General features: G+C 71.4%; 22 protein-coding genes, 2 pseudogenes and 1 riboswitch. Of the genes and pseudogenes, 15 read left to right on the top strand and 9 right to left on the bottom strand.

Annotated features, from left to right (window positions below; all coding sequences use genetic code 11):
• Positions 1–7 precede the first annotated feature (7 nt).
• Both ASC60_RS18520 and ASC60_RS18515 read right to left on the bottom strand, forming a co-directional pair.
• Positions 8–1,339: a S1 family peptidase gene (locus ASC60_RS18520; protein WP_370592938.1), complete on the bottom strand. Its 1,332-nt coding sequence runs from the start codon at positions 1,337–1,339 to the stop codon at positions 8–10.
• Positions 1,340–1,494: 155 nt separating this feature from the next.
• On the bottom strand, positions 1,495–2,064 hold the full coding sequence (locus ASC60_RS18515) for a histidine phosphatase family protein (RefSeq protein WP_055552252.1): 570 nt from the start codon (positions 2,062–2,064) through the stop codon (positions 1,495–1,497).
• Between the two features lie 114 nt (positions 2,065–2,178).
• A riboswitch (cobalamin riboswitch) is annotated at positions 2,179–2,268 on the top strand.
• Between the two features lie 209 nt (positions 2,269–2,477).
• On the opposite strand from ASC60_RS18515, the gene ASC60_RS18510 reads away from it, so the two are divergent.
• The 13 genes from ASC60_RS18510 to ASC60_RS18450 all read left to right on the top strand — a co-directional run bounded on the left by ASC60_RS18510 (position 2,478) and on the right by ASC60_RS18450 (position 15,150).
• On the top strand, positions 2,478–3,512 hold the full coding sequence (locus ASC60_RS18510; protein ID WP_055552250.1) for an ABC transporter substrate-binding protein: 1,035 nt from the start codon (positions 2,478–2,480) through the stop codon (positions 3,510–3,512).
• The gene (locus tag ASC60_RS18505) at positions 3,509–4,573 is read left to right on the top strand and encodes an iron chelate uptake ABC transporter family permease subunit (RefSeq protein ID WP_055552248.1); all 1,065 of its coding nucleotides are present in this window, start codon (positions 3,509–3,511) and stop codon (positions 4,571–4,573) included. The genes ASC60_RS18510 and ASC60_RS18505 overlap by 4 nt, the downstream gene beginning before the upstream one ends.
• A complete protein-coding gene (locus tag ASC60_RS18500; protein WP_055552246.1) occupies positions 4,570–5,373 on the top strand; it encodes an ABC transporter ATP-binding protein in 804 nt (267 codons plus the stop codon). The genes ASC60_RS18505 and ASC60_RS18500 overlap by 4 nt, the downstream gene beginning before the upstream one ends.
• A 109-nt stretch (positions 5,374–5,482) precedes the next feature.
• Positions 5,483–7,027 (top strand): Rieske 2Fe-2S domain-containing protein, encoded by a 1,545-nt coding sequence (locus ASC60_RS18495; protein ID WP_055552244.1) that lies wholly within the window; start codon positions 5,483–5,485, stop codon positions 7,025–7,027.
• Positions 7,028–7,081: 54 nt separating this feature from the next.
• Positions 7,082–7,696 carry a hypothetical protein gene (locus ASC60_RS18490; protein ID WP_055552242.1) on the top strand — a complete coding sequence of 205 codons (615 nt, stop codon included), beginning with the start codon at positions 7,082–7,084 and terminating at the stop codon, positions 7,694–7,696.
• A 379-nt stretch (positions 7,697–8,075) separates the two neighbouring features.
• Complete coding sequence (locus ASC60_RS18480; protein ID WP_055552239.1) at positions 8,076–8,531, top strand: protein-tyrosine phosphatase family protein; 456 nt, start codon at positions 8,076–8,078, stop codon at positions 8,529–8,531.
• Between the two features lie 68 nt (positions 8,532–8,599).
• Positions 8,600–9,553 (top strand): DMT family transporter, encoded by a 954-nt coding sequence (locus ASC60_RS18475; RefSeq protein WP_055552237.1) that lies wholly within the window; start codon positions 8,600–8,602, stop codon positions 9,551–9,553.
• A gap of 211 nt (positions 9,554–9,764) precedes the next feature.
• On the top strand, positions 9,765–9,944 hold the full coding sequence (locus ASC60_RS41710) for a hypothetical protein (protein WP_159043284.1): 180 nt from the start codon (positions 9,765–9,767) through the stop codon (positions 9,942–9,944).
• A gap of 28 nt (positions 9,945–9,972) precedes the next feature.
• Positions 9,973–10,974 carry a Ppx/GppA phosphatase family protein gene (locus ASC60_RS18470; RefSeq protein ID WP_055552235.1) on the top strand — a complete coding sequence of 334 codons (1,002 nt, stop codon included), beginning with the start codon at positions 9,973–9,975 and terminating at the stop codon, positions 10,972–10,974.
• 100 nt (positions 10,975–11,074) lie between these two features.
• Positions 11,075–11,521: a nitroreductase family deazaflavin-dependent oxidoreductase gene (locus ASC60_RS18465; RefSeq protein WP_055552233.1), complete on the top strand. Its 447-nt coding sequence runs from the start codon at positions 11,075–11,077 to the stop codon at positions 11,519–11,521.
• Positions 11,522–11,722: 201 nt separating this feature from the next.
• Positions 11,723–11,905: a hypothetical protein gene (locus ASC60_RS18460; RefSeq protein WP_055552232.1), complete on the top strand. Its 183-nt coding sequence runs from the start codon at positions 11,723–11,725 to the stop codon at positions 11,903–11,905.
• Positions 11,906–12,167: 262 nt separating this feature from the next.
• Positions 12,168–14,048, top strand: coding sequence for a molecular chaperone HtpG (gene htpG / locus ASC60_RS18455; protein ID WP_234357021.1), 1,881 nt, complete (start codon positions 12,168–12,170; stop codon positions 14,046–14,048).
• 145 nt (positions 14,049–14,193) lie between these two features.
• Positions 14,194–15,150, top strand: coding sequence for an alpha/beta fold hydrolase (locus ASC60_RS18450; RefSeq protein WP_234357008.1), 957 nt, complete (start codon positions 14,194–14,196; stop codon positions 15,148–15,150).
• A gap of 7 nt (positions 15,151–15,157) precedes the next feature.
• Here ASC60_RS18450 and ASC60_RS18445 read toward each other — a convergent pair whose 3' ends face one another.
• The gene (locus ASC60_RS18445) at positions 15,158–15,808 is read right to left on the bottom strand and encodes a TetR/AcrR family transcriptional regulator (RefSeq protein ID WP_055552226.1); all 651 of its coding nucleotides are present in this window, start codon (positions 15,806–15,808) and stop codon (positions 15,158–15,160) included.
• 51 nt (positions 15,809–15,859) lie between these two features.
• On the opposite strand from ASC60_RS18445, the pseudogene ASC60_RS18440 reads away from it, so the two are divergent.
• A pseudogene (locus tag ASC60_RS18440) lies at positions 15,860–16,803 on the top strand (serine/threonine dehydratase).
• Between the two features lie 65 nt (positions 16,804–16,868).
• Here the strand turns inward: ASC60_RS18440 and ASC60_RS18435 are convergent.
• On the bottom strand, positions 16,869–17,351 hold the full coding sequence (locus ASC60_RS18435; RefSeq protein ID WP_055552223.1) for a VOC family protein: 483 nt from the start codon (positions 17,349–17,351) through the stop codon (positions 16,869–16,871).
• Between the two features lie 57 nt (positions 17,352–17,408).
• On the bottom strand, positions 17,409–18,140 hold the full coding sequence (locus ASC60_RS18430) for a MerR family transcriptional regulator (protein WP_055552221.1): 732 nt from the start codon (positions 18,138–18,140) through the stop codon (positions 17,409–17,411).
• 122 nt (positions 18,141–18,262) lie between these two features.
• Between ASC60_RS18430 and ASC60_RS18425 the strand changes: the two genes are divergently transcribed.
• Positions 18,263–20,554, top strand: coding sequence for an excinuclease ABC subunit UvrA (locus ASC60_RS18425; protein WP_055552219.1), 2,292 nt, complete (start codon positions 18,263–18,265; stop codon positions 20,552–20,554).
• Positions 20,555–20,564: 10 nt separating this feature from the next.
• On the opposite strand, the gene ASC60_RS18420 is transcribed toward ASC60_RS18425, so the two are convergent.
• The 4 genes and pseudogenes from ASC60_RS18420 to ASC60_RS18405 form a co-directional block, all read right to left on the bottom strand.
• Positions 20,565–22,130 (bottom strand): PTS ascorbate transporter subunit IIC, encoded by a 1,566-nt coding sequence (locus tag ASC60_RS18420; RefSeq protein ID WP_055552217.1) that lies wholly within the window; start codon positions 22,128–22,130, stop codon positions 20,565–20,567.
• A 28-nt stretch (positions 22,131–22,158) separates the two neighbouring features.
• Positions 22,159–22,938 carry a PTS sugar transporter subunit IIA gene (locus ASC60_RS18415; RefSeq protein ID WP_055552496.1) on the bottom strand — a complete coding sequence of 260 codons (780 nt, stop codon included), beginning with the start codon at positions 22,936–22,938 and terminating at the stop codon, positions 22,159–22,161.
• On the bottom strand, positions 22,868–24,529 hold the full coding sequence (locus ASC60_RS18410; protein ID WP_079038467.1) for a cation acetate symporter: 1,662 nt from the start codon (positions 24,527–24,529) through the stop codon (positions 22,868–22,870). The genes ASC60_RS18415 and ASC60_RS18410 overlap by 71 nt, the downstream gene beginning before the upstream one ends.
• Positions 24,526–24,756, bottom strand: a pseudogene (locus tag ASC60_RS18405) (hypothetical protein); the annotation flags it as partial. The gene ASC60_RS18410 and the pseudogene ASC60_RS18405, both read right to left, overlap by 4 nt.

Genomic DNA, 24,756 nt, shown 5'->3' with positions numbered 1-24,756 from the left:
CGCCCGGTCACCCCCAGCCGGCGCGGTATCCGTTGTACCGCCGCCGGCGCGGGCGCAGGCTGATGGCGAAGCCGACGACGCCACCGCCGATGATCCACAGGCCGGGGCCGAACGCCCGCACCCGCTCCATGATGCCGTCGATCGAGGTCGCGTCGTCCTGAGCGGTCTGCGCGCCCGAGGCGATGGCGGAGTTGTCGGCCGAGCCGCCCGCCTCACCGATCCTGGTGCCCGGGATGGTCACGCCGAGCGCCGTCATCGCCTTGGTCACGGGCTGGAAGAAGGTCACCCCGCCCTTGGTGCAGTCGCCGCTGCCGCCGGAGGTCACGCCGAGCGCCGTGTTCCCGACGAAGAGCGGACCGCCACTGTCCCCGGGCTCGGCGCACACGGTGGTCTGGATCAGTCCGCTGACGCTGCCCTCGGGGTAGTTCACCGTCGCGTTCAGCCCCGTCACCTTGCCGGAGCGCAGCCCGGAGGTGGCGCCGCTGCGGAAGACCTCCTGTCCCACGGTCGGGTCGGCGGCGTTGGTGATCTTCACTTGCTGGCTGTTGCCCACGTCCAGGATGCTGTTCTGGGCGAGCTTGGTGTTGTCGTAGCGCACCAGGGAGAAGTCGTTGCCGGGGAAGTTGGTCTGCACGGTGGTGCCGATGCTGGTCTTGCCCGAGCTGTCCTGGAACCAGGGCGTTCCGGGCGGGCCGCAGTGCCCGGCCGTCAGGATGAAGCCGGTCTGGCCGTTGGTGACGTTGAAACCGGCCGAGCAGCGGCTGCCGTTGGTGAAGATCGGGGCGGCGCCGTTGGTCTTGGTGGTGAACGTCCCCGTGGTGCGCCGCATGCTCACCTCGTCGCCCATCGGCGCCGCCATGTCCTTCATCCGTGACCAGTCGGAGGTGGAGACGGTGCTGTCGCCCAGCACCATCACCTTGTTGGACTTCGGGTCGACCATCCAGGCGGTGCCGGCCACCCGGGGCGCCGAGCGCAGCGTCTCGGTGGCGGATTTCAGCCGGTCCATGCTGTACCGCACCCGCTTGGGCCGTGCCCCGGCCCGGCTGACCTCGTCGGCCGCGTCCGCGTCGGTCACCGCGACCACCGGCTTCCCGTCCGCGGCCACCCAGTTCCCGGCCGTACGGGACGCGCCCAGCTCGGACACCAGCCGGCTCCCGAGATCGGTTCTTCCGCCGCCCTGGGCGTTCTCCCCGTCCAGGACCTGCGAGGAGCCGCCGCTCTCCGCCCCGTGCGCCGATCCGCCCGGTGAGGTCTGGGCGACCAGCAGTCCGCCACAGACCATGGCACCGACGGCCGCGTACCGTACCGCATGGCGCACGCCTCGCCGCGTGTGCTTCACCACCACGTCTCCTTACGTCGATCCAGCGCGTCGCCGACAACCAGAGCCAGGGCTCGGCCGGCAAGGGCCCTCCCTCTTCATACGGGCGGGACGGGCGTCGCGCTCACCGCGGAGCGCGGCTGTTGTGACGCGGCCGGGAATCGCGTGCGGCCCGCTCACTCCGGGGCGGTCAGCGGCTCGCCGCAGCGCAGGTTCCACCGGCCCAAGCGGCCGCTCAGCGCGGTCGCCGTGAGCGGGACGACGTCCAGCCGCCAGAAGGTCAGCGGGGGCAGGTCCAGCGCGTGGACCAGGGCGGCGCGGATCACGGCGGGTTCGGCGACGGCGAGCACCCGTCCGTCCTGCCCGGCCCTCGACTCCAGCCAGGCGCCGGTCCGTTCGATCAGCTCCAGCAGCGTTTCACCGCCGTGCGGCGCCGCCGCCGGGTCGGCCAGCCAGGCGGCGACGTCCCCGGGCGCCTCCCGCCCCACCTCGTCCAGGGACCGGCCGCGCCAGCGGCCCACGTCGAGGTCGCGCAGCCCGGGCGCCACCGCCGCGTCCAGGGCGAGGGCTTCCGCGGTGCCACGGCAGCGCGCGGAGGGTGCGGTGAACGTCACGTCGTGGTGCGGCAGGGCGCCCGCGGCGGACCGGGCCCGCCGCACGGCGGCCGCGTCCGGCGGGGCGTCGTCGAAACGCACCTGCCGCAGGGCCGCGTTGACCGCGGGCGCCAGCAGGGTGACATGCACCACCTTGTTCCCCTTTTCCGCACCATTCGCCCACGTAGGGGCGGCGCTTCCGGCGACCGCGCCGTAGCGGCGGCCGGGTGTCGCGCGTTACGGTCTCATGGAAAACGACGGCGTGACGGAAGCCCGGTGAGAACCCGGCACGGTCGCGCCACTGTGTGTCCGGCGGAAACGCCCCCTGATGCGGGGCGTCCGGCGGGCGAGTCAGACCCGGCGCCGTCGTGCGAGTACCAACAACCGGGACGCGTGTTCCCAGGAGGTCGCCATGGCTCAGCCCGTCGTTCCGGCACCCAGCGCCCATGAGGGGCGGCTTCCGCTCGGACTCCCCCGCCACTGACCCACCCGCCGCGCCGGCTTCGGCTCCGCCCCGGGGGAACCGACACAGCCATGAACGCCCTTCGCCAGAGGAACCACCACCAGTGCCGATAGCACGTCCCGCCCGACGCGCCACCCTGTTGCTGACCGGCGCCCTGCTGCTGACCGCGTGCGGCGGCGGCCCCAAGGCGTCCGCCGGGCCCTCCGGGGACGCCCCCGGATACCCGCGCACCGTGAGCGACTGCGGCCAGAAGGTGCGCATCGACGCACCGCCCCGGCGCGCGGTGTCGCTCAACCAGGGCTCGACGGAGATCCTGCTCTCCCTGGGGCTCGCCGGCCGGATGTCGGCCACCGCCACCTGGACCGATCCCGTCCTGCCCGGGCTGCGCGCGGCGAACGCCACCGTGCCCCGGCTCGCCGACAACGCGCCCTCCTTCGAGAAGGTGCTCGCCAAGGAGCCGGACTTCGTGTCCGCGTCCTTCGAGTCCACGCTGGGCAAGGGCGGGGTGGCCACCCGTGAGCAGTTCGAGAAGCTCGGTGTGCCGACGTACGTCTCCCCCGCCGACTGCGCCAAGGACAACAGCGGGGACGGCGACGGCAGCCGCACCACCCCGCTGACCATGGACCACGTCTACGGTGAGATCCGCGACCTGGCCAGGGTCTTCGGCGTGGAGAAGCGCGGCGACGCGCTCGTCGGCAAGCTGAAGTCCCGGGTCGCCAGGGCCACCCGGGGTATCGACGCCTCCGGCGCCTCCCTGCTCTACTGGTTCGCCAACTCCGACTCCCCTTATATGGCGGGCTGTTGCGGCGCTCCCGGCATCATCACCGACGCGGTCGGCGCGAAGAACGCCTTCGACGACGCCCATGAGGAATGGCCGCAGATCAACTGGGAGACGGTGGCGGAGCGTAACCCCGACGTCCTGGTGCTCGGCGACCTCTCCCGGAAACAGGAGTCGGCCGAGACCGCCGCGAAGAAGATCGCTTTCCTGGAGTCCCATCCGGTCACCCGCTCGATGGACGCCGTCCGCCACAAGCGGTACGTCCTGCTCAGCGGGCAGGCCATGAATCCGTCGATCCGTACGGTCGACGGCATCGAGAAGGTGGCCGCCGCGCTCCGCCGCTTCGGTCTCGACCGGTGAGCGGTACGGCTGGTACGCCCGGTACGGCCGCCGCGCGCGTACGGCGGCTGCGGTACCCGGCGCTGTGGGCGGCCGGGGCCGTGGCGCTGCCGCTGTCGATCGCCTTCGCCATCACGATCGGCCCGGCCGATATCCGGGTCGGCGACGTGTGGGCCACGGTCGCCTCCCATCTGGGCTGGGGCACCACCGGCCTGACGCCGATCCGGGACGGCATCGTGTGGGATCTGCGACTGCCGCGGACCCTGCTCGCCGCGGTGTGCGGGGCCGGGCTCGCGGTGTGCGGGGCGGTGATGCAGTCGCTGCTGCGCAACCCGCTCGCGGACCCCTTCGTCCTGGGTGTCTCCTCGGGCGCGTCCACCGGCGCGGTCGCGGTGGTGGTGCTGGGGGCCGGGGGCGGGGCGGTGTCCGTCTCGGCCGGTGCCTTCGCGGGTGCGGTGGTGTCGTTCGCGCTGGTGCTGGTGCTCAGCCAGGTGCTGGGCGGCACGACGGACCGGGTGGTGCTGTCCGGGGTGGCCGCGATGCAGCTGTTCTCGGCGCTGACCTCGTTCGTCGTGATGACGACGGCGGACGCGGAGCAGACCCGCGGAGTGCTGTTCTGGCTGCTCGGCTCGCTGGCGAACGTGGGCTGGCCCGAGGTGTGGGTGGGGCTGGCGGTGCTGGCCGTTGCGCTGCTGGTGTGCGGGGTCCACGCACACGCGCTGGACGCGTTCGCGTTCGGGCAGGACGCGGCGGCCACCCTGGGCGTACGGGTGGCCCGCACCCGGATCGTCCTGCTGACCGTCACCGCGCTGCTGACCGCGGCCCTGGTCAGCTCGGCGGGGGCGATCGGCTTCGTCGGGCTGGTGCTTCCGCACGCCGCCCGCGCCCTGGTGGGCTCCGGACACTGCCGGCTGCTGCCGGTGACGGCGCTGACCGGGGCGGTGTTCCTGGTGTGGGTCGACACCCTGGCCCGTACCGTGCTCGACCCGCAGGAGGTGCCGGTGGGCGTGGTCACCTCGCTGATCGGCGTACCGGCCTTCGTCCTGGTCCTCTACCGCACCCGGAAGGCCGGGCCGGCATGAGCGGGGGCGGCACGAGCGGGGAAGCGGGCACCGGCGTGGGCCTGCGCGCGGAGCGCGTGGCGCGCGCCGCGGGCGGCCGACTGATCGTGGACGGGGTGAGCCTGGCCCCGGTGCCGGGGTCGTGCGTCGGGCTGCTCGGGCCGAACGGCTCGGGCAAGTCGACGCTGCTGCGGCTGCTGGCCGGGGTGCTGGCCCCCGCCTCGGGCGTGGTCACGCTCGACGGCCGCCCGATGGCGGATCTGCACCGCAGGGCGGTCGCACGCCGGATCGCGGTGGTCGAGCAGAACGCCGTCACCCAGTCCGAGCTGACCGTGCGCGAGGTGGTGGGCCTCGGCCGCATCCCGCACCGCCGCCCCTGGTCGGGGACGTCGGCGACGGACGAGGAGGCGGTACGCCACGCCCTGGAGCGGACCGGTCTCGCGGACCGGGCCGAACAGTCGTGGCACACCCTCTCCGGCGGTGAGCGCCAGCGCGTCCAGATCGCCCGCGCCCTCGCGCAAGCGCCCCGGGAACTGCTGCTGGACGAGCCGACCAACCACCTCGACATCCAGCACCAGCTCGATCTGCTGGCCCTCGTCGCGGACCTGCCGGTCACCACGGTCATCGCGCTGCACGATCTGAACCTGGCGGCGATGTACTGCGACGCGCTGCTGGTGTTGCGGGAGGGGCGGGTGGCGGCCGCGGGCGCCCCCGGGGACGTCCTCACCGAGGAGCTGATCGCCGAGGTCTACGGGGTGCGCACGGCCGTCACCCCGGACGGCCCCGACGGGCGCCCGCACATCCGCTTCCTCACCAGGTGATCGGGTACCGGGTCACCCGCCGGGCGCACCTGCGGATGCACACCACCCGGATCACCGGGAGAGTCGGACGTGTCCGACATACCTGACGAGCTGGCTGGGGTGCTGCGGTATGCGTATCACCGGACTTGGACATGCAGGACTCTTCATCGACACCGCGGCGGGTTCGGTTCTGTGCGACCCCTGGGTCAACCCCGCCTTCTTCGGCTCGTGGTTTCCGTTCCCGGACAACGCGGACCTGGACTGGGCGCACTACGGGCGGGCCGCGGACTATCTCTACGTCTCCCATCTGCACCGGGACCACTTCGACGCACAGAACCTGCGCCGCAACGTGCGCAAGGACATCACCGTGCTGCTGCCCGCCTTCGCCACCGATGAGCTGGAACGCGAGCTGCGCGCGCTCGGATTCACCCGGTTCCTGCGCACCGAGAGCGGAAAGCCGGTCGAGCGCGACGGTCTGCGCATCATGATCACCGCCCTTACCGGCCCCGGCGACGGCCCGATCGGCGATTCCGCGCTCTCCCTGGACGACGGCAGGACCGTGCTCCTCAACCAGAACGACGCGCATCCGCTGGACATCCCGGCGATCCGTGCGTTCGGCGAGGTCGACGCGTACTTCGTGCAGTTCTCCGGGGCGATCTGGTACCCGATGGTCTACCAGCTGCCGGACTCCGCGAAGCGGGAGTTCGCCGCCCGCAAGCGGCAGGGCCAGTTCGACCGCGCGCTGCGCTACATCGACGCGGTCGAAGCGGCACACGTCTTCCCCAACGCGGGTCCGCCGTGCTTCCTCGACGACGCGCTCTTCGAGTTCAACGGCACCGGCCGCGACGGCGAATCCATCTTCACCGACCAACGGGAGTTCCTGACCCAGCTCGCGCAGGCGCGGCCGGATGTCGCGGCGCATCTGCTGCTGCCGGGCACGGTCGCGGAGCCGGAGGGCACCGCCTGCAAACTCACCCATCGCCACACCGACAAGGAGATCGACCGCATCTTCGGCGACAAGCGCGCCTATCTGCGCGACATCGCCCGCCGCCGACGCCCGGCCCTCGCCGCCGAACGCGCCTCGCGCACCCCCGCGCTGTCGCGGAAGCGGCTGCTGGCCGAGCTGAAGCAGTGGTGGGAGCCGCTGCTGGCGCGCGCGGACCACATCTGCGCGGGAGTCGGCGGCCCGGTCCGGCTGGACGTGGGCGAGATCCCGGTCGTGATCGACTTCCCGGCGCGGGAGGTACGGGAGTGGAACGGCGAGCGCTGCCGCTACACGCTGTCCACCACGGGCGACCTGGTGGCCACCAACGTCGTCAAGCGCGAGGTCGACTGGTCCAACAGCCTGCTGCTGTCGATGCGGTTCACCGCGAGCCGCATCGGGCCGTACAACGAGTTCCTGTACGTGTTCTTCAAGTGCCTGTCCATGGAACGCATCGAGTACGTCGAGAACTACTACGCCTCCGGCGAGGACGACGGCCAGGACATCGAACTCGACGGCTGGCGGATCCAGCGCCGCTGCCCCCATCTGCGCGCCGACCTCGGCCGGTTCGGGCAGATCGAGGGCGATGTGCTCACCTGCACCCTGCACGGCTGGCGCTACGACCTGACCACCGGGCGCTGTCTGACGGCCGACGGTCACGACCTGCGCGCCACGCGGTGCGAGAATCCGTGAGACGACCGGGGCTCCGGCGCGTATGGGTTCATGAACCCAGCGAAGGAGTCACACATGGCGCGCAGAAGAGCACTCGGTCGCCCGAAGAAGCTGATGCTGCTGGTCGGCGCGGTCGCGCTGGCCGGTACGGGAGCCGGAGTGATGGCGACCAGCGGTAACGCCGACACCGGCCCGAGTTCGGTCAAGTCGGCGTCGACCGCATGCGACGGTCTGACTCAGGCCCTGACCAACAACCAGAAGTTCATCGCCGACCAGCAGGCGAACCCGGACGCCCAGTCCGACGCCCGGATCGCCAACCGGCAGGCGGTCATCGAGGAGATCAAGCGGAAGCAGCAGGCGTCCGGTTGCGCCGTGGACGCCCCCGCCGCCGCGTCCTCGCCGGGCGGCGGCGACGCGGCGGCCTCCGGGGGCGCCGCCGACGGCGACGTGGTCTGCGCGGGCTCGACGGTCACCTTGTCCGGCGAGGCCGGGGCACCGGCCGCGTCCAGCAACCAGTTCCCCGCCGGCACCAGGCTCAAGGTGACCAATCTGGACAACGACAAGTCCACGACGGTCTCCGTCACCTCGACGTCGGGCAGCTGCGCGCTGCTGAACAACGCCGCCTTCGAGCAGGTCCGTGAGCCCGGAAAGAACCTGATCCGCAACGCACGCATCGAGCGCGTGGGATAGCCGCCCCGCCACGAGGGCCGGGAGCGAAGCCATCGGCCGCCGCTCCCCGGCCCTCGGTGAGCTTCAGCACCACGCGCGGGGCGAGCCCCGGCACCGGGCGGCCCAGCTCGTCCGCGATGCCCTTCATCCGGTCCAGCGCCTCGCGCAGCCAGTCGAGCGTGAACCAGATCGGAGGCCACGCCTGGCCGTGCCGTACCGCCCTGCGCAGCGCGGCGTCACTGTTGCCGCCGCCCCAGACCGGTATCTCACCGCTGCGGTAGTCCGCGTCGTTCTCCGCCGACACCGAGGACCAAGCGGCCCCCGCGGACGCAGTACGTCCGGCCGGGTGCCGGGGGGCCGAAGTCCGGAACACCGCCATCCGTACCGCTACTCTCGCTCCGTGAACGCCACTTGGAACCCTTCCGCGCCAGGCGTGCTGCGACTGCCCTCGGGGCGGCTCATCCGTGGCCGGGGGCTGCGCCATCCCCTTCCCGAGGGGCCCGCGCCCGACTTCGCGCTGTATCTGCTGGGCCATCAGCCGCCGCCGGTCGGCTGGGAGGCCCGCTGGCTGCGCTGGCCCGACTTCCGCTGCCCGTCGGACCGCGAGGAGGCCGCCGCCGCGCTGCGCGAGGTGTGGGAGCGGGCCGCGGGCGAGCGCGTCGAGGTGGCCTGCGGCGGTGGCCGGGGCCGCACCGGCACGGCGCTGGCGTGTGTCGCGGTGCTCGACGGTGTACCGCCCGGGGGCGCGGTGCGGTACGTACGCGAGCACTACGCGGCGCGCGCCGTCGAGACGCTCTGGCAGCGCCGCTATGTCACCCGGTTCGGGCAGCCCGGGCAGCCCGCGGCCGGCAGGTGACCTCCGTTCTCCGCCCGGCGCCGAAACTTCGTTGAGCGCCGAAAAGGGCGCGGCATACTGTCGGCGTCATGACCAAAGCGCCGGACACCGGTTACTCAAGGGAATGGCCCGCCGTGGCGGCGGCAGCCGTCACCGTCGTCTTGTGGGCCTCGGCCTTCGTTTCCATCCGCAGTGCGGGCTCGGCCTATTCGCCCGGTGCCCTGGCGCTCGGGAGACTGCTCGCCGGATCGGTGGCACTGGGCGCGATCAGCCTGATACGGCGGGTCGGGTGGCCGCCCCGCGCCGCCTGGCCGGGAATCGCCTGTTCGGGTTTTCTCTGGTTCGGCGTCTACATGGTGGCGCTCAACTGGGGTGAGCGGCTGGTCGACGCGGGCACCGCGGCGATGGTCGTCAACATCGGCCCGATCCTCATCGCGCTGCTGAGCGCCAAGCTGCTCGGCGAGGGGCTGCCCCGGCCGCTGCTGTGGGGGATGGCGGTGTCCTTCAGCGGCGCGATCGTCGTGGGGGTCTCGATGTCCGGTTCGGGCGGCGCGTCCGTCCTCGGTGTGCTGCTGTGCCTGGTGGCCGCGGTGTCGTACGCGAGCGGTGTCGTCTCCCAGAAGCCGGCGCTGCGGCATGGCGGGGCGCTCCAGGTGACCACGTTCGGCTGTCTGATCGGGACCGTGACCTGTCTGCCCTTCGCCGGGACGCTGGTGTCGGAGGCCGCGCGCGCCCCGCTGTCCGCGACGCTGAACATGGTCTATCTGGGTCTGTTCCCGACCGCGCTCGCCTTCACCACCTGGGCCTTCGCCCTGGCCCGCACCACCGCGGGCCGGATGGGCGCCACCACCTATGTGGTACCGGCCCTGGTGGTGCTGATGTCCTGGCTGGTCCTGGACGAGGTGCCGGGCGCGCTGACGCTCGCGGGCGGCGCCCTGTGCCTGGCCGGGGTCGGGGTCGCCCGCCGCCGTCCGCGCCCGGCGGGCTCGACGGTCGTGACCACCGGCGGCCGCACGGCCAAGGAGACGTCCCCGGCCGATTAGCCGATGAGCCGCATACCGGCACCAGGCCCCCGCTAGCAGCTTCGGGCTCAGCACCGGCGTGATCCGGCCGTTGTACCTGGGGCCGCTTGGCACGCTTTTCTGCATGCAATCGATCACTTCCCGCTCGGTATAGTCCGAATGTGACCGGTATCGCAGAGAAGAATCCGCTCCGCCGCGGATGAGCACGATGCGCGGGGGTACCCATCGCTTCATGGACACAAACGAGCAAACCTTGCTCACGCCCGATCTGCCGCCCGTGGTCGACGTACCGGATCTGACGTTCTCCAGCGGACGCCGCACCACCACGTCCCCGGGCACGGCGGAGCGGAACGGCGAAAAGGAATCCCCCGCCCCCTCCTCCACCCCCCAGCAGCGCCCCCTCGCGGCGTAAAGTCCGGCAACTCGGGCACTGAGCAGGCATGCGTCTTGCAGTGCTCGACATAGGTTCACGTGCCGTTCATCTGAAAATCGCCGACCTGGTTCCGGGCGGGCCGCCCGAGCCGGTGACCACGCTCAAGCAGTCGGTCCACCTGGCCGAGGCGACCGACCATCAAGGCGTGATCAGCCAGGACGCCATCGGGCGTCTGGTCGGCGCCGTGACCGAGAGCGAAGCGGTCGCTACGGCGTATCACGTCGACGATCTGGTGCCCTTGGCGACTTCCGCGGTGCGTGACGCGGCCAACCGGACGGCCGTTCTCGCCGCGATCGAGAACGCGACCGGAATCCGGGTGCGCTTCTTCAGCGGTGTGGAAGAGGCCCGTCTGACCTTCCTGGCCGCGCGCGGCTGGCACGGCTGGTCGGCCGGGCAGATGCTGCTCCTCGACATCGGCGGCGGCTCGATGGAGCTGGCCTGCGGCAGCCGTACGGAACCCGCCGTGGCGCTCTCGCTGCCGCTCGGGGCCGGCCGGCTCACCCGCCACCACCTGCCCGACGAGGCGCCGGTCCACAAGCGGGACGTGGCGCGGCTGCGCCAGTATGTGCGTGCCGTCCTCACGGAGGCCACGGCCGACCTGCGCGACCAGCCGTCCCCCGCCTCGGCGATCGCCACGTCGAAGACCTTCGCCCAGCTCGCGCGGCTCGCCGGGGCCCCCAAGCCGGCCGCCGGGGCACCCGGCCGCACCACCCTGACCCGTTCCGATCTGCGGCAGTGGATTCCCCGGCTGGCGGCCAGATCCGACGCCGAGCGCGCCCGGCTGCCGGGCATCTCCGCGTCCCGGGCCCATCAGTCGCTCGCCGGGGCGATCGTGGCCGAGGCCGCCATGGAGCTGCTGGACGTGCGGCGGGTCACCATCTGCCCCTGGGCCCTGCGCGAGGGGATCCTGCTGGACCGGCTGGCCGCGCTCGGTACGCAGCCGCTCCCCGCGGCGGCCGTGCCGAGGGCCCGCAACCACGCCCTCCACCGGCTGCACACCGTCTCGTGACCGCCCGCCCTGTTCCCGCCCGATCCCCCGGGATGATCGCGTGGGTCCGGGGTGTTATGCGGTGCGGACACCTTTGCCGACGACGATGGGGACGGATGACATGCCGATTCAAGGAGAGTACGAGCCGAGCCCGACCCAGTGGGTGCGCGATCAGGTCGAGCTGATCGAGAGTTCCGGCGGCACCGAGGGCACGACGATGCGGGGCATGCCCGTGATCCTGCTGACCACGCGCGGGGCGAAGAGCGGCAAGCTCCGCAAGACGCCGCTGATGCGGGTGGAGCACGAGGGCAGGTACGCGGTGGTGGCCTCGCTCGGCGGCGCCCCCAAGCACCCCGTCTGGTACTTCAACGTGCTGGCCGACCCCCGGGTCGAGCTGCGCGACGGGCCGGCGGTGTGGGACATGACCGCCCGCGAGGTCACCGGCGAGGAGAAGGCGCTGTGGTGGCGGCGCGCGGTCGAGGCGTTCCCGGACTACGCCGACTACCAGGAGAAGACCACGCGCGAGATCCCCGTCTTCGTCCTGGAGCCCGCGGACACTCCGCATTGAGCCCTTGAACGCTGGTGAGCGGGGGCACGGCCCGGCTGCCGTGCCCCCGCTCACCGCGTGACGGCCTCCGCCCGGCCATCACACAATATTCACGCAACCGGACCCGCGGGACGACGGTGATATGGGCCCTCGCGACAAGGGAAACCGGAGGTTAGGCTCGGGTGGCACACCTGCACCACGGCACGAAGGAAGTACCTCAGCATGACCACCGCGAACAAGGGCGACCTGTCCCCGATCTACGACAGTCTCATAGCGGAACAGGGCGACGTTCCCGCCGAGGCGCGGGAAGCGGCCGAGGAGATTCAGCGGGAGGCCGCCGAAGCCCTCGACTGGAGCCGGCTGCGTCCCGGCCAGGACTCCCACCCGCACTACAAGAGCGAGTGACGAGGAGTCCGTACCGCCTCACCCCCAGCGGGTCTTCGGATACGACAACGACAACCGCGCGGCCCGGGGCTCCGGCCGTCGGGCCACGCACAACAGCGCGAAGACACCGGATCACCACGCGCAGTGACCTCCTTCTTCGATAAGATTTGGGCGACGCACCGGACTTGAAGGCGTCGCACACTTATCGCATGAGGGGAATCTGGTGACTACAGGGGTAGAGACATTCGAGTTTCAGGTCGAGGCACGCCAGCTCTTGCAGCTGATGATCCATTCGATCTACTCGAACAAGGATGTCTTTCTGCGGGAGCTCATCTCCAACGCCTCCGACGCCCTGGACAAGCTGCGGCTGGAATCCCTCCGGGACGGGGATCTGGAGGCGGACACCTCCGATCTGCATATCGCACTGGAGGTCGACAAGGAGCAGCGCACGCTGACCGTGCGGGACAACGGCATCGGCATGTCGCACGATGACGTGGTGCAGCTCATCGGCACGATCGCGAACTCCGGCACCGCGAAATTCCTCAAGGAGCTGAAGGAGTCGCAGGACGCGGCGGCCTCGCAGGACCTCATCGGGCAGTTCGGGGTCGGCTTCTACTCCAGCTTCATGGTCGCCGACGAGGTCACGCTGCTGTCCCGGCGCGCGGGCGAGAGCCAGGGCACCCGCTGGGTCTCCAGCGGCGAGGGCACGTACACCATCGAGCCGGTCGAGGACGCGCCCCAGGGCACCGCGGTCACGCTGCGGCTCAAGCCCGAGGACACCGAGGACCACCTCTACGACTACGCCTCACCGTGGAAGATCCGGGAAATCGTCAAGCGGTACTCGGACTTCATCACCTGGCCGATCCGCATGGCCGGGGAAAGCGCCACCAGCACGCCCGAGGACGACAGCGCGTCCGAGGACGACGGCACCACCCCCGAACTCGAGACGATCAACTCGATGAAGGCGTTGTGGGCCCGCCCCCGGGGCGAGGTCACCGACGACGAATACAACGAGTTCTACAAGCACATCAGCCACGACTGGAACAACCCGCTCGAAACCATCCGCATGCAGGCGGAGGGCACCTTCGAATACCAGTCGCTGCTGTTCATTCCCTCCCGCGCGCCGCAGGACCTGTATATGCAGGACCGTAAGCGGGGTGTGCAGCTCTACGTCAAGCGCGTCTTCATCATGGACGACTGCGAAGCGCTCATGCCGGAATATCTGCGCTTCGTCAAGGGTGTCGTCGACGCCGCGGACCTTTCGCTGAATGTCTCGCGCGAGGCCCTTCAGCAGGACCGGCAGATTCAGCTGATGCGCCGCCGGCTGGTCAAGAAGGTGCTGTCGACGGTGAAGGACATGATGTCCGACAACGCCGAGCGGTACGCGACCTTCTGGAAGGAGTTCGGCCGCGTCCTCAAGGAAGGTCTGCTGGGCGATTTCGAGAACCGGGACGCGATCCTGGAGGTCTCCTCGTTCGGCTCGACGCATGACGCGGAGCAGCCGACCACGCTCCGGAGTTACGTGGAGCGCATGAAGGACGGGCAGGAGCACATCTACTACATGACGGGCGAGTCCCGCTCGATCGTGGAGAATTCACCCCATATGGAGGCGTTCCAGGCCAAGGGGTACGAGGTTCTGGTGCTCACCGACCCCATCGACGAGCTGTGGGTCGACGCCGTCCCCGAGTTCGAGGGCAAGCAGCTGCGGTCGGTCGCCAAGGGGCAGGTCGACCTCGACGGCGAGGACGAGTCGAGCGAGGGCGGGCCCGAGCGCGAGCAGCAGAAGAAGGACTTCGCCGATCTGCTGGCCTGGATGACGACGACGCTGAGCGAGCAGGTCAAGGAGGTGCGGCTGTCCTCCCGCCTCACCACCTCCCCGGCCTGCATCGTCGGCGACACCCACGATGTCACTCCGGCCCTGGAGAACATCTACCGCGCGATGGGGCAGAACGTGCCCCAGATCAAGCGCATCCTGGAGCTGAACCCCACGCACCCGCTGGTCAGCGGGTTGCGCGCGGCCCACGGCGAGCGCCCGATGGACTCGGGCCTGGCGGAGACGGCCGAACTCCTCTACGGGATGGCCCTGCTCGCCGAGGGCGGGGAGCTGAGCGATCCCTCGCGCTTCATCAAGCTGATGGCCGGTCGCCTGGAGCAGACGCTGTGACCCGCGCCCTCCCGGTGGGCCGTCGCCACGGCCCGCCGGGAGGGCTTTTTGCCGGACCGGCAATTTTCCTCCGCTTCTCCCCTGCCGCCATCGCATGATCGTGGCGTGGTGGGGCCGCAGGGCCCCGGCGGCTCAGGGAGGATCCATGCACCACCGGCTGGTCGACGTTGCGGATGCCCGTATCCATGTGGTGGAGGAGGGGTCGGGCCCCTTGGTCCTCCTGATCCACGGCTTCCCCGAGACTTGGCGCTCCTGGCGCCATCAGCTCCCCGCGCTCGCCGCGGCCGGGTATCGCGCGGTGGCCCTCGACGTACGCGGCTACGGCCGCTCCTCCAAGCCCCGTGACGTGGCGGCATACCGCATGCTCGCCCATGTCGCCGACAATGTGGGCGTGGTCCGCGCCCTCGGCGAGGAGACCGCGGTGGTCGTGGGGCACGACTGGGGCTCCCCCATCGCCGCGAACTCCGCGCTGCTCAGGCCCGATGTCTTCACCGCCACAGGGCTGCTCGGCGTGCCGTACGCGCCCCGGGGTGGCCCACGGCCCAGCGAGATCTTCGCGCGGATCGGCGGGGACGAGGAGTTCTACGTCGGCTATTTCCAGCAGCCGGGGCGGGCCGAGGCGGAGATCGAACCCGATGTGCGCGGCTGGCTCGCCGGGTTCTACGCGGCGCTGTCGGGCGACACGGCGCCCTCCCCCGACAGCGGCAGCCCCTTCTTCGTCCCGCGGGGCGGGCGGATGCGGGACCGCTTCCCGGACGGCCCGCGGCCCGCCTGGCTCACCGAGGCCGACCTCGACGCGTGCGCGGCGGAGTTCGAGCGGACCGGGCTGACCGGGGCGCTGAATCGCTACCGCAACGCCGACCGCGACTGGGAGGATCTCGCCGCGTGGGACGGGGCACCGCTCACCCGGCCCTCGCTGTTCCTGGCCGGGGAGCGGGACGCCTCGCTCGGCTGGCTGGCCGACGCCATCGCCGCGTACCCCACCACCCTCCCCGGCCTGGTGTCCTCGCATCTCCTCGACGGCTGCGGCCACTGGGTGCAGCAGGAGCGCCCGGAAGAGGTCAACCGGCTGCTGATCGCATGGCTGGGGGCGCTCGGCTGAGGACGTCTCAGCCGAGGTGTTCGGCGGCGGCCGCGCGGATCAGCTGGCGCAGCGCGCCGTCATAGACGCGGTGGTCGGTCATGGCGGGCAGCACCACGTCCAGCTGCCCCGTGAGCACCGGGAACTCCTCGGGATCCAGCGCGGCGAGCGCCGTACGCGCCGTGGCCAGGGCCCGCTTCTCGTCGCGGTGGTCGACGAAGGCGACGGCGCCGAGGGTGAGCAGATACAGCCGGCGGTAGACCTGGACGGCCGCCGCCGGTGTCATCCCGGCGGCGATGCTCTGGGCGAGCTGCGGCTCCACCAGGCGGCTCAGCAGCTGCGGGCCGAACCAGGAGCGGCCCGCGCGCAGCGCCGCCAGCCCCGGGTGCCGGGTCAGCACCTCGTAGAGCGCGCTGAAGCGGGTCTCGGTGGCGTCGGCCCAGTCGGTGTCCCGCGGCACGTGGGGCAGCAGCGTGGCCAAGTGGTCGGCGCAGGCGTTCAGCAGTCCGTCGAAGTCGCCGCAGCGGCGGAAGACGGTGGCGTGCGAGACGTCGAGGCGCTGCGCCACCGCCCGGAAGCTCAGGGCCTCGGGGCCCTCCTCGTCGATGACCGACAGGGCCGCCACCGCGATGGTGTCCAGGGCGGGTGTTTCGGCCGCGGTGGTCCGCTTCTTCCTCACGGGCGCTTCCTTGTCGGACCGGTTGTAACAGTGGTTGTTACAGTGTATCGCGTGGTTACTCATCAAGATGTACAGGCCGCGGGGCGGCGCGTCGCGGGGCACGTCCGGCCGGTCGCGCTCGCCCCGGTGGACGAGGGAGCCTTCGGCGGGGCCGAGGGCTGGCTGGCGCTGGAATTCCTGCAGCACACCGGGTCCTTCAAGGCGCGTGGGGCGTTCAATTTCATCAGCGGTCACGTCGAGGCGGGCACCGTTCCGGACGCGGGTGTGGTCATCGCCTCCGGCGGCAACGCCGGGCTGGCCTGCGCCTGGGCGGCGGCTCGGCACTCCGTGACCGCCACGGTGTTCGTGCCCGAGACGGCGCCCGCGGTCAAGGTCGGCAGGCTGCGGGCGCTCGGGGCGGATGTGCGCCAGGCCGGCCGGGAGTACGCCGAGGCGCTGGACGCCTCCCGCGCGTACGCCGCCGAATCCGGCGCGCTGGAGTCGCACGCCTACGACCATCCGCTGATCGCGGCCGGTGCGGGCACCGTGATGGAGGAGATGCTGCGGTGCCGCCCGGACCTGGACACGGTGGTGGTCTCGGTCGGGGGCGGCGGACTGTTCACCGGGGTCGCGGCGTACGCGCTGGAGCACGGCGTCCGGGTGGTGGCCGTGGAGCCGCGCGGCTCCCGCGCGCTCAACGCGGCGCTGGAGGCCGGGGAGGTGGTCGACGTGCCCGTGGACTCGGTCGCGGCGGACTCGCTGGGGGCGCGGCGCGCGGCGCCGGTGGCGCTGGAGTGGGCGCGCGAGGACGGGGTGCGGTCGGTGCTCGTGTCCGATCAGGCGATCGTCTCGGCGCGGCAGGCCCTGTGGGACGACCGCCGGATCGCGGTGGAGCACGCCGCGGCGACGGCGCTGGCGGCGGTGCGGTCGGGGCGTACGAGACTCGGCCGGGCGAGAAGGTGGCGGTGCTGTTGTGCGGGGCCAACACCGATCCGGGGGACCTGGCGCGCCGGTAGTCGCGAGGAATCCGACCCGCCCCTGTCCCGCATGCGGAAAGGGGCGGGTGCGGCCGGTGGGCCGGCTACTCCCCCGCGTACGCCTTCCGCAGTGCCGCGATGTCGAACTTGACCATCGACATCATGGCCTCCATGGCGCGCTTCGCCTTGGCCGGGTCGGAGTCGGCGATCATCTCCATGAGGATCTCGGGAACGACCTGCCAGGACACCCCGAACTTGTCCTTCACCCAGCCACACGCGACCTCCTGGCCGCCGCCCTCCAGGAGCCGGTCCCAGTAGTAGTCGACCTCCTCCTGGTCGGCGCAGTGGATCTGGAACGAGATGGCCTCGTTGAAGGTGAACTCCGGCCCGCCGTTGAGCCCGACGAACTTCTGGCCGTTGATCTCGAAGTCCACGGTCAGCACCGAGCCGGGGGCGCCGGGGCCGGCCTCGGTGTGGCGGACGGTCCGGCCGAGCTTGCCGTCCTTGAAGATCGAGACGTAGTGCTGCGCCGCTTCTTCGGCCCGGCCGTCGAACCACAGGCATGTGGTGAAACCGTCGCTGGCCATCGGTGCCTCCTGCTGGTGGGAGTGTTTACCTTTACCGACCGGCGCCGCGCGGCAAACTCATCGCTCCTCGGCGCCCTGTTCTCCGGTGAGATACGCGTGCAGCCGGCCGGCGCCTTCGAGCATGGCCGTGGTGCGCCGGGTCAGCCCCTCCCGGCGCTCGGCGATGACCTCGCGCAGCGCGGCGCTGCCGCCGGTGCGGCGCAGCCCCTCCAGGACGGGCCGGATCCGGTCCAGCGGGTAGCGGTCCTGCCGCAGCATATGGATCATCCGGGCGTCCCGGACGTCGGCCGGGCGGTACGTACGGTACCGGGTGCCGCGCTCCCGCTTCGGGACCAGCAGCCCGGCCGACTCCCACACCCTGAGCGCCGAGGTGCGGACGCCGAGGTACGCGGCCACTTCGCCGATGCGCAAGGCCCCCCGCGGTACGTCCAGGGCCTCGGGAGTCTGTCCGGCGACCGCTTCGAGCGCCTCGCCCGCGGCCCGCAGCGACAGCCGCTGTTCGTGCACGGCCGCGTGGGCGGCGTCCACGAGGCTGAGCGCCAGGGGTACGTCCCCCGCGTGCACCGCCCGCATGACCTCCCGGGCCGTCTGCTGTCCGTACCCCGGGACGAGAGCGTCGTAGGTGACCAGCGCCCGGCGGTGGCGGGTGTCGAGCCTGCGGTAGCCGGCCGGGGTGCGGGGCGCCGGGGGCAGGACCCCCGCGTCGAGGTAGTTGCGGATCTGCTGGGTCGAGACTCCGGCCGAGCGCGCCAGATCGATGGGGCGCAGCGGCGTTTCAGTGCGGCTCATGGGGCGAGCCTACCCGCGCTTTTTTCACGGCGAGTTGAGAGTTTTCCGCCCTCACTGCCCGTCACAGCGGCACCGGATGGTGAAAAGTCTCTACGCGGCACTTCAATGAAACACTTGAAGGCATGGATGTCAGCGACAGCGACGATGTACGACACCACCACGCCGCGGACGGCCACGATGTGATCCAGGTCCGCGGGGCCAGGGAGAACAATCTGCGGGGGGTCTCCCTCGACATACCCAAGCGGCGGCTCACCGTCTTCACCGGAGTCTCCGGGTCCGGGAAGTCCTCGCTCGTCTTCGACACGGTCGCCGCGGAGTCACAGCGGCTGATCAACGAGACCTACACGGCGTTCGTGCAGAACTTCATGCCGGCGCTCGGCCGCCCGGACGTCGACGCGCTGCGCAATCTCAGCGCCGCGATCGTCGTCGACCAGGAGCGGATGGGCGCCAACTCCCGTTCCACCGTGGGCACCGCCACGGACGCCCACACCATGCTGCGGATCCTCTTCAGCCGGATCGGCACCCCGTATGTGGGCCCGCCGCTCGCCTTCAGCTTCAACACGGCCGAGGGCATGTGCCCGCGGTGTGAGGGGCTGGGCCGGGTGTCGGAGATCGACATCGACCAACTGGTCGACTGTGAGCGGTCGTTGAACCAGGGGGCGATCACCGTCCCCGGATTCGGGGTGGACACGTGGTACTGGCAGCTCTTTGCGCACTCCGGCCTTTTCGACCCCGATGCCCGGCTCGGGGACTACACCCCCGAGCAGTGGGAGGACTTCCTGCACAAGCCCGCCACCAAGATCAAGGTGGGGAAGAACAACCTGACCTACGAGGGGCTGGTCACCAAGGTCCGGCGGCTGTACCTGGCCAAGGACCGGGAGACGATGCAGCCGCAGGCGCGCGCGTTCGCCGACCGGGCGGTCGCGCTCGCCCGCTGTCCCGACTGTGACGGCTCCCGGCTGAACGAGGCCGCCCGGACCTGCGCGGTCGACGGCCGCACCCTGCCGGAGTGCTCCGCGATGCAGATCAGCGACCTGGCCGCGTTCGTCCGGGGCATCCGGGACGACGCGGTCGGGCCGGTCCTGGAAACCCTGCGCGGCACACTGGACTCGCTGGTGGAGATCGGTCTTGGATATCTGAGCCTGGACCGGGAGTCCGGCACGCTCTCCGGTGGCGAGGCGCAGCGGGTGCGGATGGTCCGCCACCTCGGTTCGAGTCTGTCGGATGTGACGTACGTCTTCGACGAGCCCACCGTCGGACTGCATCCGCATGACATCCGGCGGATGAACACCTTGCTGCTCCAGCTGCGCGACAAGGGCAACACGGTGCTGGTGGTGGAGCACAAGCCGGAGACGATCCAGATCGCCGACCATGTGGTGGATCTGGGCCCCGGCGCCGGTGCGGCGGGCGGGCAGATCACCTACGCGGGCGATCTGGCCGGGCTGCGGGCCTCCGGCACCCTGACGGGCGACTACCTCGGCCACCGGGTGAGCCCGCGCGACAAGGTGCGCAAGCCCCGCGGGCACCTGCCGATCACCGGCGCGCGGCTGCACAATCTGCGGGACGTCGATGTGGACATCCCCCTCGGGGTGCTCACCGTCGTCACCGGGGTCGCCGGGTCCGGCAAGAGTTCCCTGATCCACGGGTCGCTCGGCGGACGGGACGGGGTGATCGTCGCCGACCAGTCGGCGATCCGTGGCTCACGCCGCAGCAACCCTGCCACGTACACGGGGCTGCTGGACCCGATCCGGTCGGCGTTCGCCCGGGCCAACGGGGTGAAGCCGGGGCTGTTCAGCGCCAACTCCGAGGGGGCGTGCCCCCGCTGCAAGGGCATCGGCCTGACCTACACCGATCTCGCGATGATGGCCGAGGTGGCGTCGGTGTGCGAGGAGTGCGAGGGCAGGCGGTTCAAGGCGGAGGTGCTGGCGTACCGGCTGCGCGGGCGCAGTATCGGCGATGTGCTCGGCATGTCGGTGGCCGAGGCGCGGGAGTTCTTCACCACCGGGCAGTCGCGGGTGATCCTGGACCGGCTGACGGCGGTGGGGCTCGGCTATCTCGGGCTCGGCCAGCCGCTCACCACCCTGTCCGGTGGTGAGCGGCAGCGGCTCAAGCTCGCCATCCACATGGCGAGGAACGGCACGACGTACGTGTTGGACGAGCCGACGACCGGGCTGCATCTGGCCGATGTGGACCAGCTGCTGGCGCTGCTCGACCGGCTGGTGGACGACGGCAACACGGTCGTCGTCATCGAGCATCACCAGGCGGTGATGGCGCACGCGGACTGGATCGTCGACCTGGGCCCGGGGGCGGGCCATGACGGCGGCCGGGTGGTGTTCACCGGGACGCCCGCCGACCTCGTGGACTCCGGTACGTCGCTGACCGCCACGCATCTGCGGGAGTACGTCGGCGGGTAGCCGCCGGGTGTCACCGGGGCGGTGGCGGGGGTGCGGGGGCGCCCGCGGGCGGGGCGATCTTCGGGTACGACGCGCTCCGGCCCGGGGCGTCCGCCGCCACCGTGCCCGTGTCCGCCGCGTCCCTGGGCATCAGGGCATCGCGGGCGGCGCCCGGGTCCCAGCCCGTGTCGACCACGCGCTTTTGCACCAGGACGGCGGCGCCCAGCACCGCCAGGCCGATGAGCAGGATGAGGGCGAGCCCCACCCCGCCGCCGGCCTTGCCCGCGTTGCCGATGAGCGCGCCGAGCCAGCCGAAGTCGGCGTCGCCGAAGGTGGTGTTCTGCTGCCCGAACGCGCCGAGCACCTTGAGCAGCAGGGCGGGCAGGAAGGTGATGAGCACACCGTTGAGGAACGCGCCCACGGCTGCGCCGCGCCGGCCGCCGGTGGCATTGCCGTAGACGCCCGCCGCGCCACCGGTGAAGAAGTGCGGCACCAGGCCCGGCAGGACCAGCGCGAGCCCGAACGCCGGGTTGAACACCCAGGTGAGCAGCGCCAGGCTGACCAGGCCGCCGGTGAAGCTGGAGAGGAAGCCGATGAGCACGGCGTTCTGCGCGTACGGGAAGACGATCGGGGCGTCCAGGGCGGGCAGCGCGCCCGGCACGACCTTGCTCGCGATGCCCTGGAAGGCGGGCACGAGTTCGCCGAGGATCGTCCGCACACCGAAGAGGATGACGGCGACGGCGATGCCGAACTGCAGGCCCTGCATCACCGACTGCATCACATAGTTGCCGGTGTCCGTGGCCGCTGTTCCGGTGCCGGTGGCGAACGCCTTGAAGGCCGTCTTCTGCCCCGTCTTGAGGAGGAAGAGCACCGCCATCACCACATAGATGATCAGCATGGACAGGGCCGTGGCCACCATGGAGTCGCGCAGGAAGCGCAGCCCCTCGGGGAGCTTCATCTCCTCGGTGCTGCGGCTGCGCCTGCCGACCACCTTGCCGGCCACGCCCGCCACCACGTAACCCGCTGTGCCGAAGTGGCCGATGGCCACGGTGTCGTTCCCCGTGACCCGCTTGGTCCAGGGGTGGGCGAAGGCGGGCATGGCCACCAGCATGATGCCGAGCAGCACGCCGCCGACCGCCACCACGACGACGGTGGACTGGCCGGCGCCCGCCAGCACCACGGTCAGCAGGGTGGCCATGAACAGCATGTGGTGTCCGGTCAGGAACACATAGCGCAGCGGTGTGAACCGGGCCAGCAGCAGGCTGACCACGAAGCCCAGGATCATCAGCCAGGCGACGCGCGACCCGAACTGTGCCTGGGCGATGCCGACGATGGCCTCGTTGGTCGGGATCACGCCGTGCGCGCCGGTGACGCCCTGGATCATCGTGCCCAGCGGGGCGAGGGAGTTGGTGACGAGCCCCGCGCCCGCCCCGATGAGCAGAAAGCCGAGGGTCGCCTTGATGGCGCCGCCGATGATCTGCCCGGTGGTCTTCTTCATCGCGATGAGTCCGATGGCGGTGATGATGCCGATCAGATACGCGGGTTCGCTCAGGATCTCGTTCACGAGAAACTTCGCGGGTGTTACGAGCCAGCCCATGATTCTTCCACTGTTCCCGTCAGCTCGGTCAGACGTCGTACGTGTCCCGGAGCACCGCGTCGACCTCCGCGGTGCTCGTGAAGTCCTGAACCACCTTCACCGGGCGTCCCACGTCGCCCAGGGTCCGGGCGATCTCGCGGGAGGTGAGCAGGGCCACGGCCTCGGACGCCTTGCCCTTCGCGGAGATGGTGTCGGTGGCCTCCACGGTGACGTACGCCGACCACCCCCAGCGGTCCAGCACCTGCTCCAGGGTGTTCTTGAGGAAGAGGCTCGTGCCCACGCCGTTGCCGCACACCGTGAGGATCTTGTGCAGCGAGGGCCCGGCCGCCGGGGGCTTCCCGGCGGCGGGGGCGGGCCGTTCGTCGCCGCCCAGCACGGCGCGCAGCGCCTCGGGGGTGGGCGCCGCGGCGAGGGCCGCCGTGGCGGCGGGGTCGCCGAGCAGCCGGGCCAGGCTCGCCATCGCCGAGGTGTGCGCGCCGGAGTCGGTGGCGGCGAGGGCCACGACCAGGGTGACCGGATCGTTGGTCGCGTGGCCGAACGCGACGGGTTCGGCCAGACGCACCCAGGACATACCGGTCGCGCGTACGGCGGGAGAGGGCCGGGCGTGGGCGAACGCCACGCCGGGGGCGACGACGATGTACGGCCCGTTCTCCTCGACGCTCGCGATCATCTCGGCGGTGTACTCGGCGGTGGTGCGGCCCGCTTCCACCATGAGCCCGCCGGCGATCGCGATCGCCTCACGCCAGTCCGCCGCCCTCGCGTCGAGCCGCACGGACTCGACGGGGAGCAGGTCTATCAGTTCGTCCATGGCGCGAAATCCTCGCATCCTCGCCCTGCGTCCCAGGTGGCGAGTGGTCCTCCAGACGCGGCCGCCCGCCGAGGCGGGAGCCGGCCCAGCCCAGCAGGAAGCCCGCCGGGATGGTGATCAGGCCCGGGTTGCGCAGCGGGAACCAGTGGAAGTCGCGGTCGGGGAAGACCGCGAGGGCGCCGCCCGAGACGGCCGGGGAGAAGACGGTCGTGAGGAGGGTCAGGCCGAGGCCGCCGTACATCGCCCAGCGCATTCCGGCCGCCGTGAAACCGCGCCACATCGTCCCGTACAGCAGGACCGGCAGCAGCGCGGAGGCGGCGGCCGTGAAGGTGAACGAGATCAGGACCTGGCGGTTCCAGGCTTGCGTCACGAGCGCGAGGGCGACGGCCACCACGCCGACGCTCACGATCGCCGCGCGGGCCGCGGCGAGTTCACGGGCCGGGGAGAGCCGTTCCGGGAGCACGACCTTGGCCAGCACATCGTGGGCCAGGGAGGCCGCGGCCGCGAGGGTGAGCCCCGCGACGGCCGCGAGCGTGGTGATGACGACCGCGCAGGCGATGAGGGTGAACAGCGGGCTGCGGTGGGCCGCGGCGTCGGGGTCGAGCGCGCGGGTGAGCAGCAGCAGGGAGGTGGTGCCGGTGGGGTCGGCGGCGCGCAGCGCCGGGAGGCCGACGATGGCCGTGGCGCCCGCGCCGACGACGACGATCAGCGCGCCCAGCGCGGCGACGGCGCCGACGGCCCAGGTCGTGGCGGCGCGGGCGGCGCGGGCGCCGCGGATCGGGTGCAGCCGCATCGTGATGTGCGGCAGGCAGGCCGCGCCGGTGGCCAGGGTGAGCTGGACGCTGATGACGTCCAGCTTGCCGGTGAACGAGTCGCCGAACTGGCGGCCGGACTCCCAGAAGGCGTCGCCGTAGCCGCTCTTGTCGGCCGCCGCGCCGAAGAGGCTCGCCGGGTTCCAGTCGAAGCGCTTGACGACCAGCACGGCGAGCAGGATGAACGCGCCCAGCAGGATGACGGTCTTGAGGATCTGGATGAAGCCGGTGCCCTTCATCCCGCCGAGGGCGGCGTAGCAGACCATGAGGGAGCCGATGAAGATGGTGCAGCCGGTGACCGACGCGGTGCCGGGGATGCCGATCAGCAGGGACATCATGTCGCCCGCGCCGCCCAGCTGGACGGTGAGCAGCGGCATGGTGACCGCCAGCACCAGGACGGCGGTGCCGATCCGGGCCGGGCGCTCGCTCAGCCGCTCGGACAGCACATCGCCCAGGGTGTACCGGTCGCGTCCGCACAGGGGTCCGGCCATCACCAGCATGAACAGCAGGATCGAGACCACGGTGGACATGGTGATGAGGACACCGTCGAATCCGGCGATGGCGATGGTGCCGGTGGTGCTGAGGACGGTGGCGGCCGAGATGTAGTCGCCCGCGATGGCCAGGCCGTTCCGCATGGAGCCGAGCGCGCCGGTGCCGACGTAGAACTCGGAGGGGTCGTCGCTGTCGGTGGCCGCCAGGATGCAGAGCAGGAACGATACGGCGATAAAGCAGGCGAACAGCACGAACGCCAGGGTTCTGGGCTCGAAGTCGCCGCTCATCGCTCCCTCTCGTAGGTGTCCTCGGCGGGGGCGCGTCGCTCGGCCCGGACGAGAACGGTGACCAGGACCGCCGCGTCGGCGGCCACCAGCAGGGCGCCCACCGTGAAACCGTCGCCCGCTCCGATGGCGATCCCGCCGCCCGCGGTGCAGTTGACCACCACGGCGGCCAGATGGCAGGCCAGCGCGGCACACGCGGCCCGCGCCGTCCACGGCCACGGCCGCCGCCG

Origin of the sequence: Streptomyces sp. NBRC 110028, from assembly GCF_001417735.1 — a bacterium.
Classification (GTDB): Bacteria; Actinomycetota; Actinomycetes; order Streptomycetales; family Streptomycetaceae; genus Streptomyces.
This window is presented reverse-complemented; position numbering and strand designations above follow the sequence as displayed.

Coding starts and splice junctions, on each gene's coding strand:
- ASC60_RS18450 (WP_234357008.1), top strand. CDS start 14,194: ATGCACCACCGGCTGGTCGACGTTGCGGATGCCCGTATCCATGTGGTG.
- ASC60_RS18435 (WP_055552223.1), bottom strand. CDS start 17,351: ATGGCCAGCGACGGTTTCACCACATGCCTGTGGTTCGACGGCCGGGCC.
- htpG (WP_234357021.1), top strand. CDS start 12,168: ATGATCCATTCGATCTACTCGAACAAGGATGTCTTTCTGCGGGAGCTC.
- ASC60_RS18490 (WP_055552242.1), top strand. CDS start 7,082: ATGGCGCGCAGAAGAGCACTCGGTCGCCCGAAGAAGCTGATGCTGCTG.
- ASC60_RS18410 (WP_079038467.1), bottom strand. CDS start 24,529: ATGAGCGGCGACTTCGAGCCCAGAACCCTGGCGTTCGTGCTGTTCGCC.
- ASC60_RS18420 (WP_055552217.1), bottom strand. CDS start 22,130: ATGGGCTGGCTCGTAACACCCGCGAAGTTTCTCGTGAACGAGATCCTG.
- ASC60_RS18425 (WP_055552219.1), top strand. CDS start 18,263: ATGGATGTCAGCGACAGCGACGATGTACGACACCACCACGCCGCGGAC.
- ASC60_RS18495 (WP_055552244.1), top strand. CDS start 5,483: ATGCGTATCACCGGACTTGGACATGCAGGACTCTTCATCGACACCGCG.
- ASC60_RS18470 (WP_055552235.1), top strand. CDS start 9,973: ATGCGTCTTGCAGTGCTCGACATAGGTTCACGTGCCGTTCATCTGAAA.
- ASC60_RS18415 (WP_055552496.1), bottom strand. CDS start 22,938: ATGGACGAACTGATAGACCTGCTCCCCGTCGAGTCCGTGCGGCTCGAC.
- ASC60_RS18430 (WP_055552221.1), bottom strand. CDS start 18,140: ATGAGCCGCACTGAAACGCCGCTGCGCCCCATCGATCTGGCGCGCTCG.
- ASC60_RS18500 (WP_055552246.1), top strand. CDS start 4,570: ATGAGCGGGGGCGGCACGAGCGGGGAAGCGGGCACCGGCGTGGGCCTG.
- ASC60_RS18475 (WP_055552237.1), top strand. CDS start 8,600: ATGACCAAAGCGCCGGACACCGGTTACTCAAGGGAATGGCCCGCCGTG.
- ASC60_RS18465 (WP_055552233.1), top strand. CDS start 11,075: ATGCCGATTCAAGGAGAGTACGAGCCGAGCCCGACCCAGTGGGTGCGC.
- ASC60_RS18460 (WP_055552232.1), top strand. CDS start 11,723: ATGACCACCGCGAACAAGGGCGACCTGTCCCCGATCTACGACAGTCTC.
- ASC60_RS41710 (WP_159043284.1), top strand. CDS start 9,765: ATGGACACAAACGAGCAAACCTTGCTCACGCCCGATCTGCCGCCCGTG.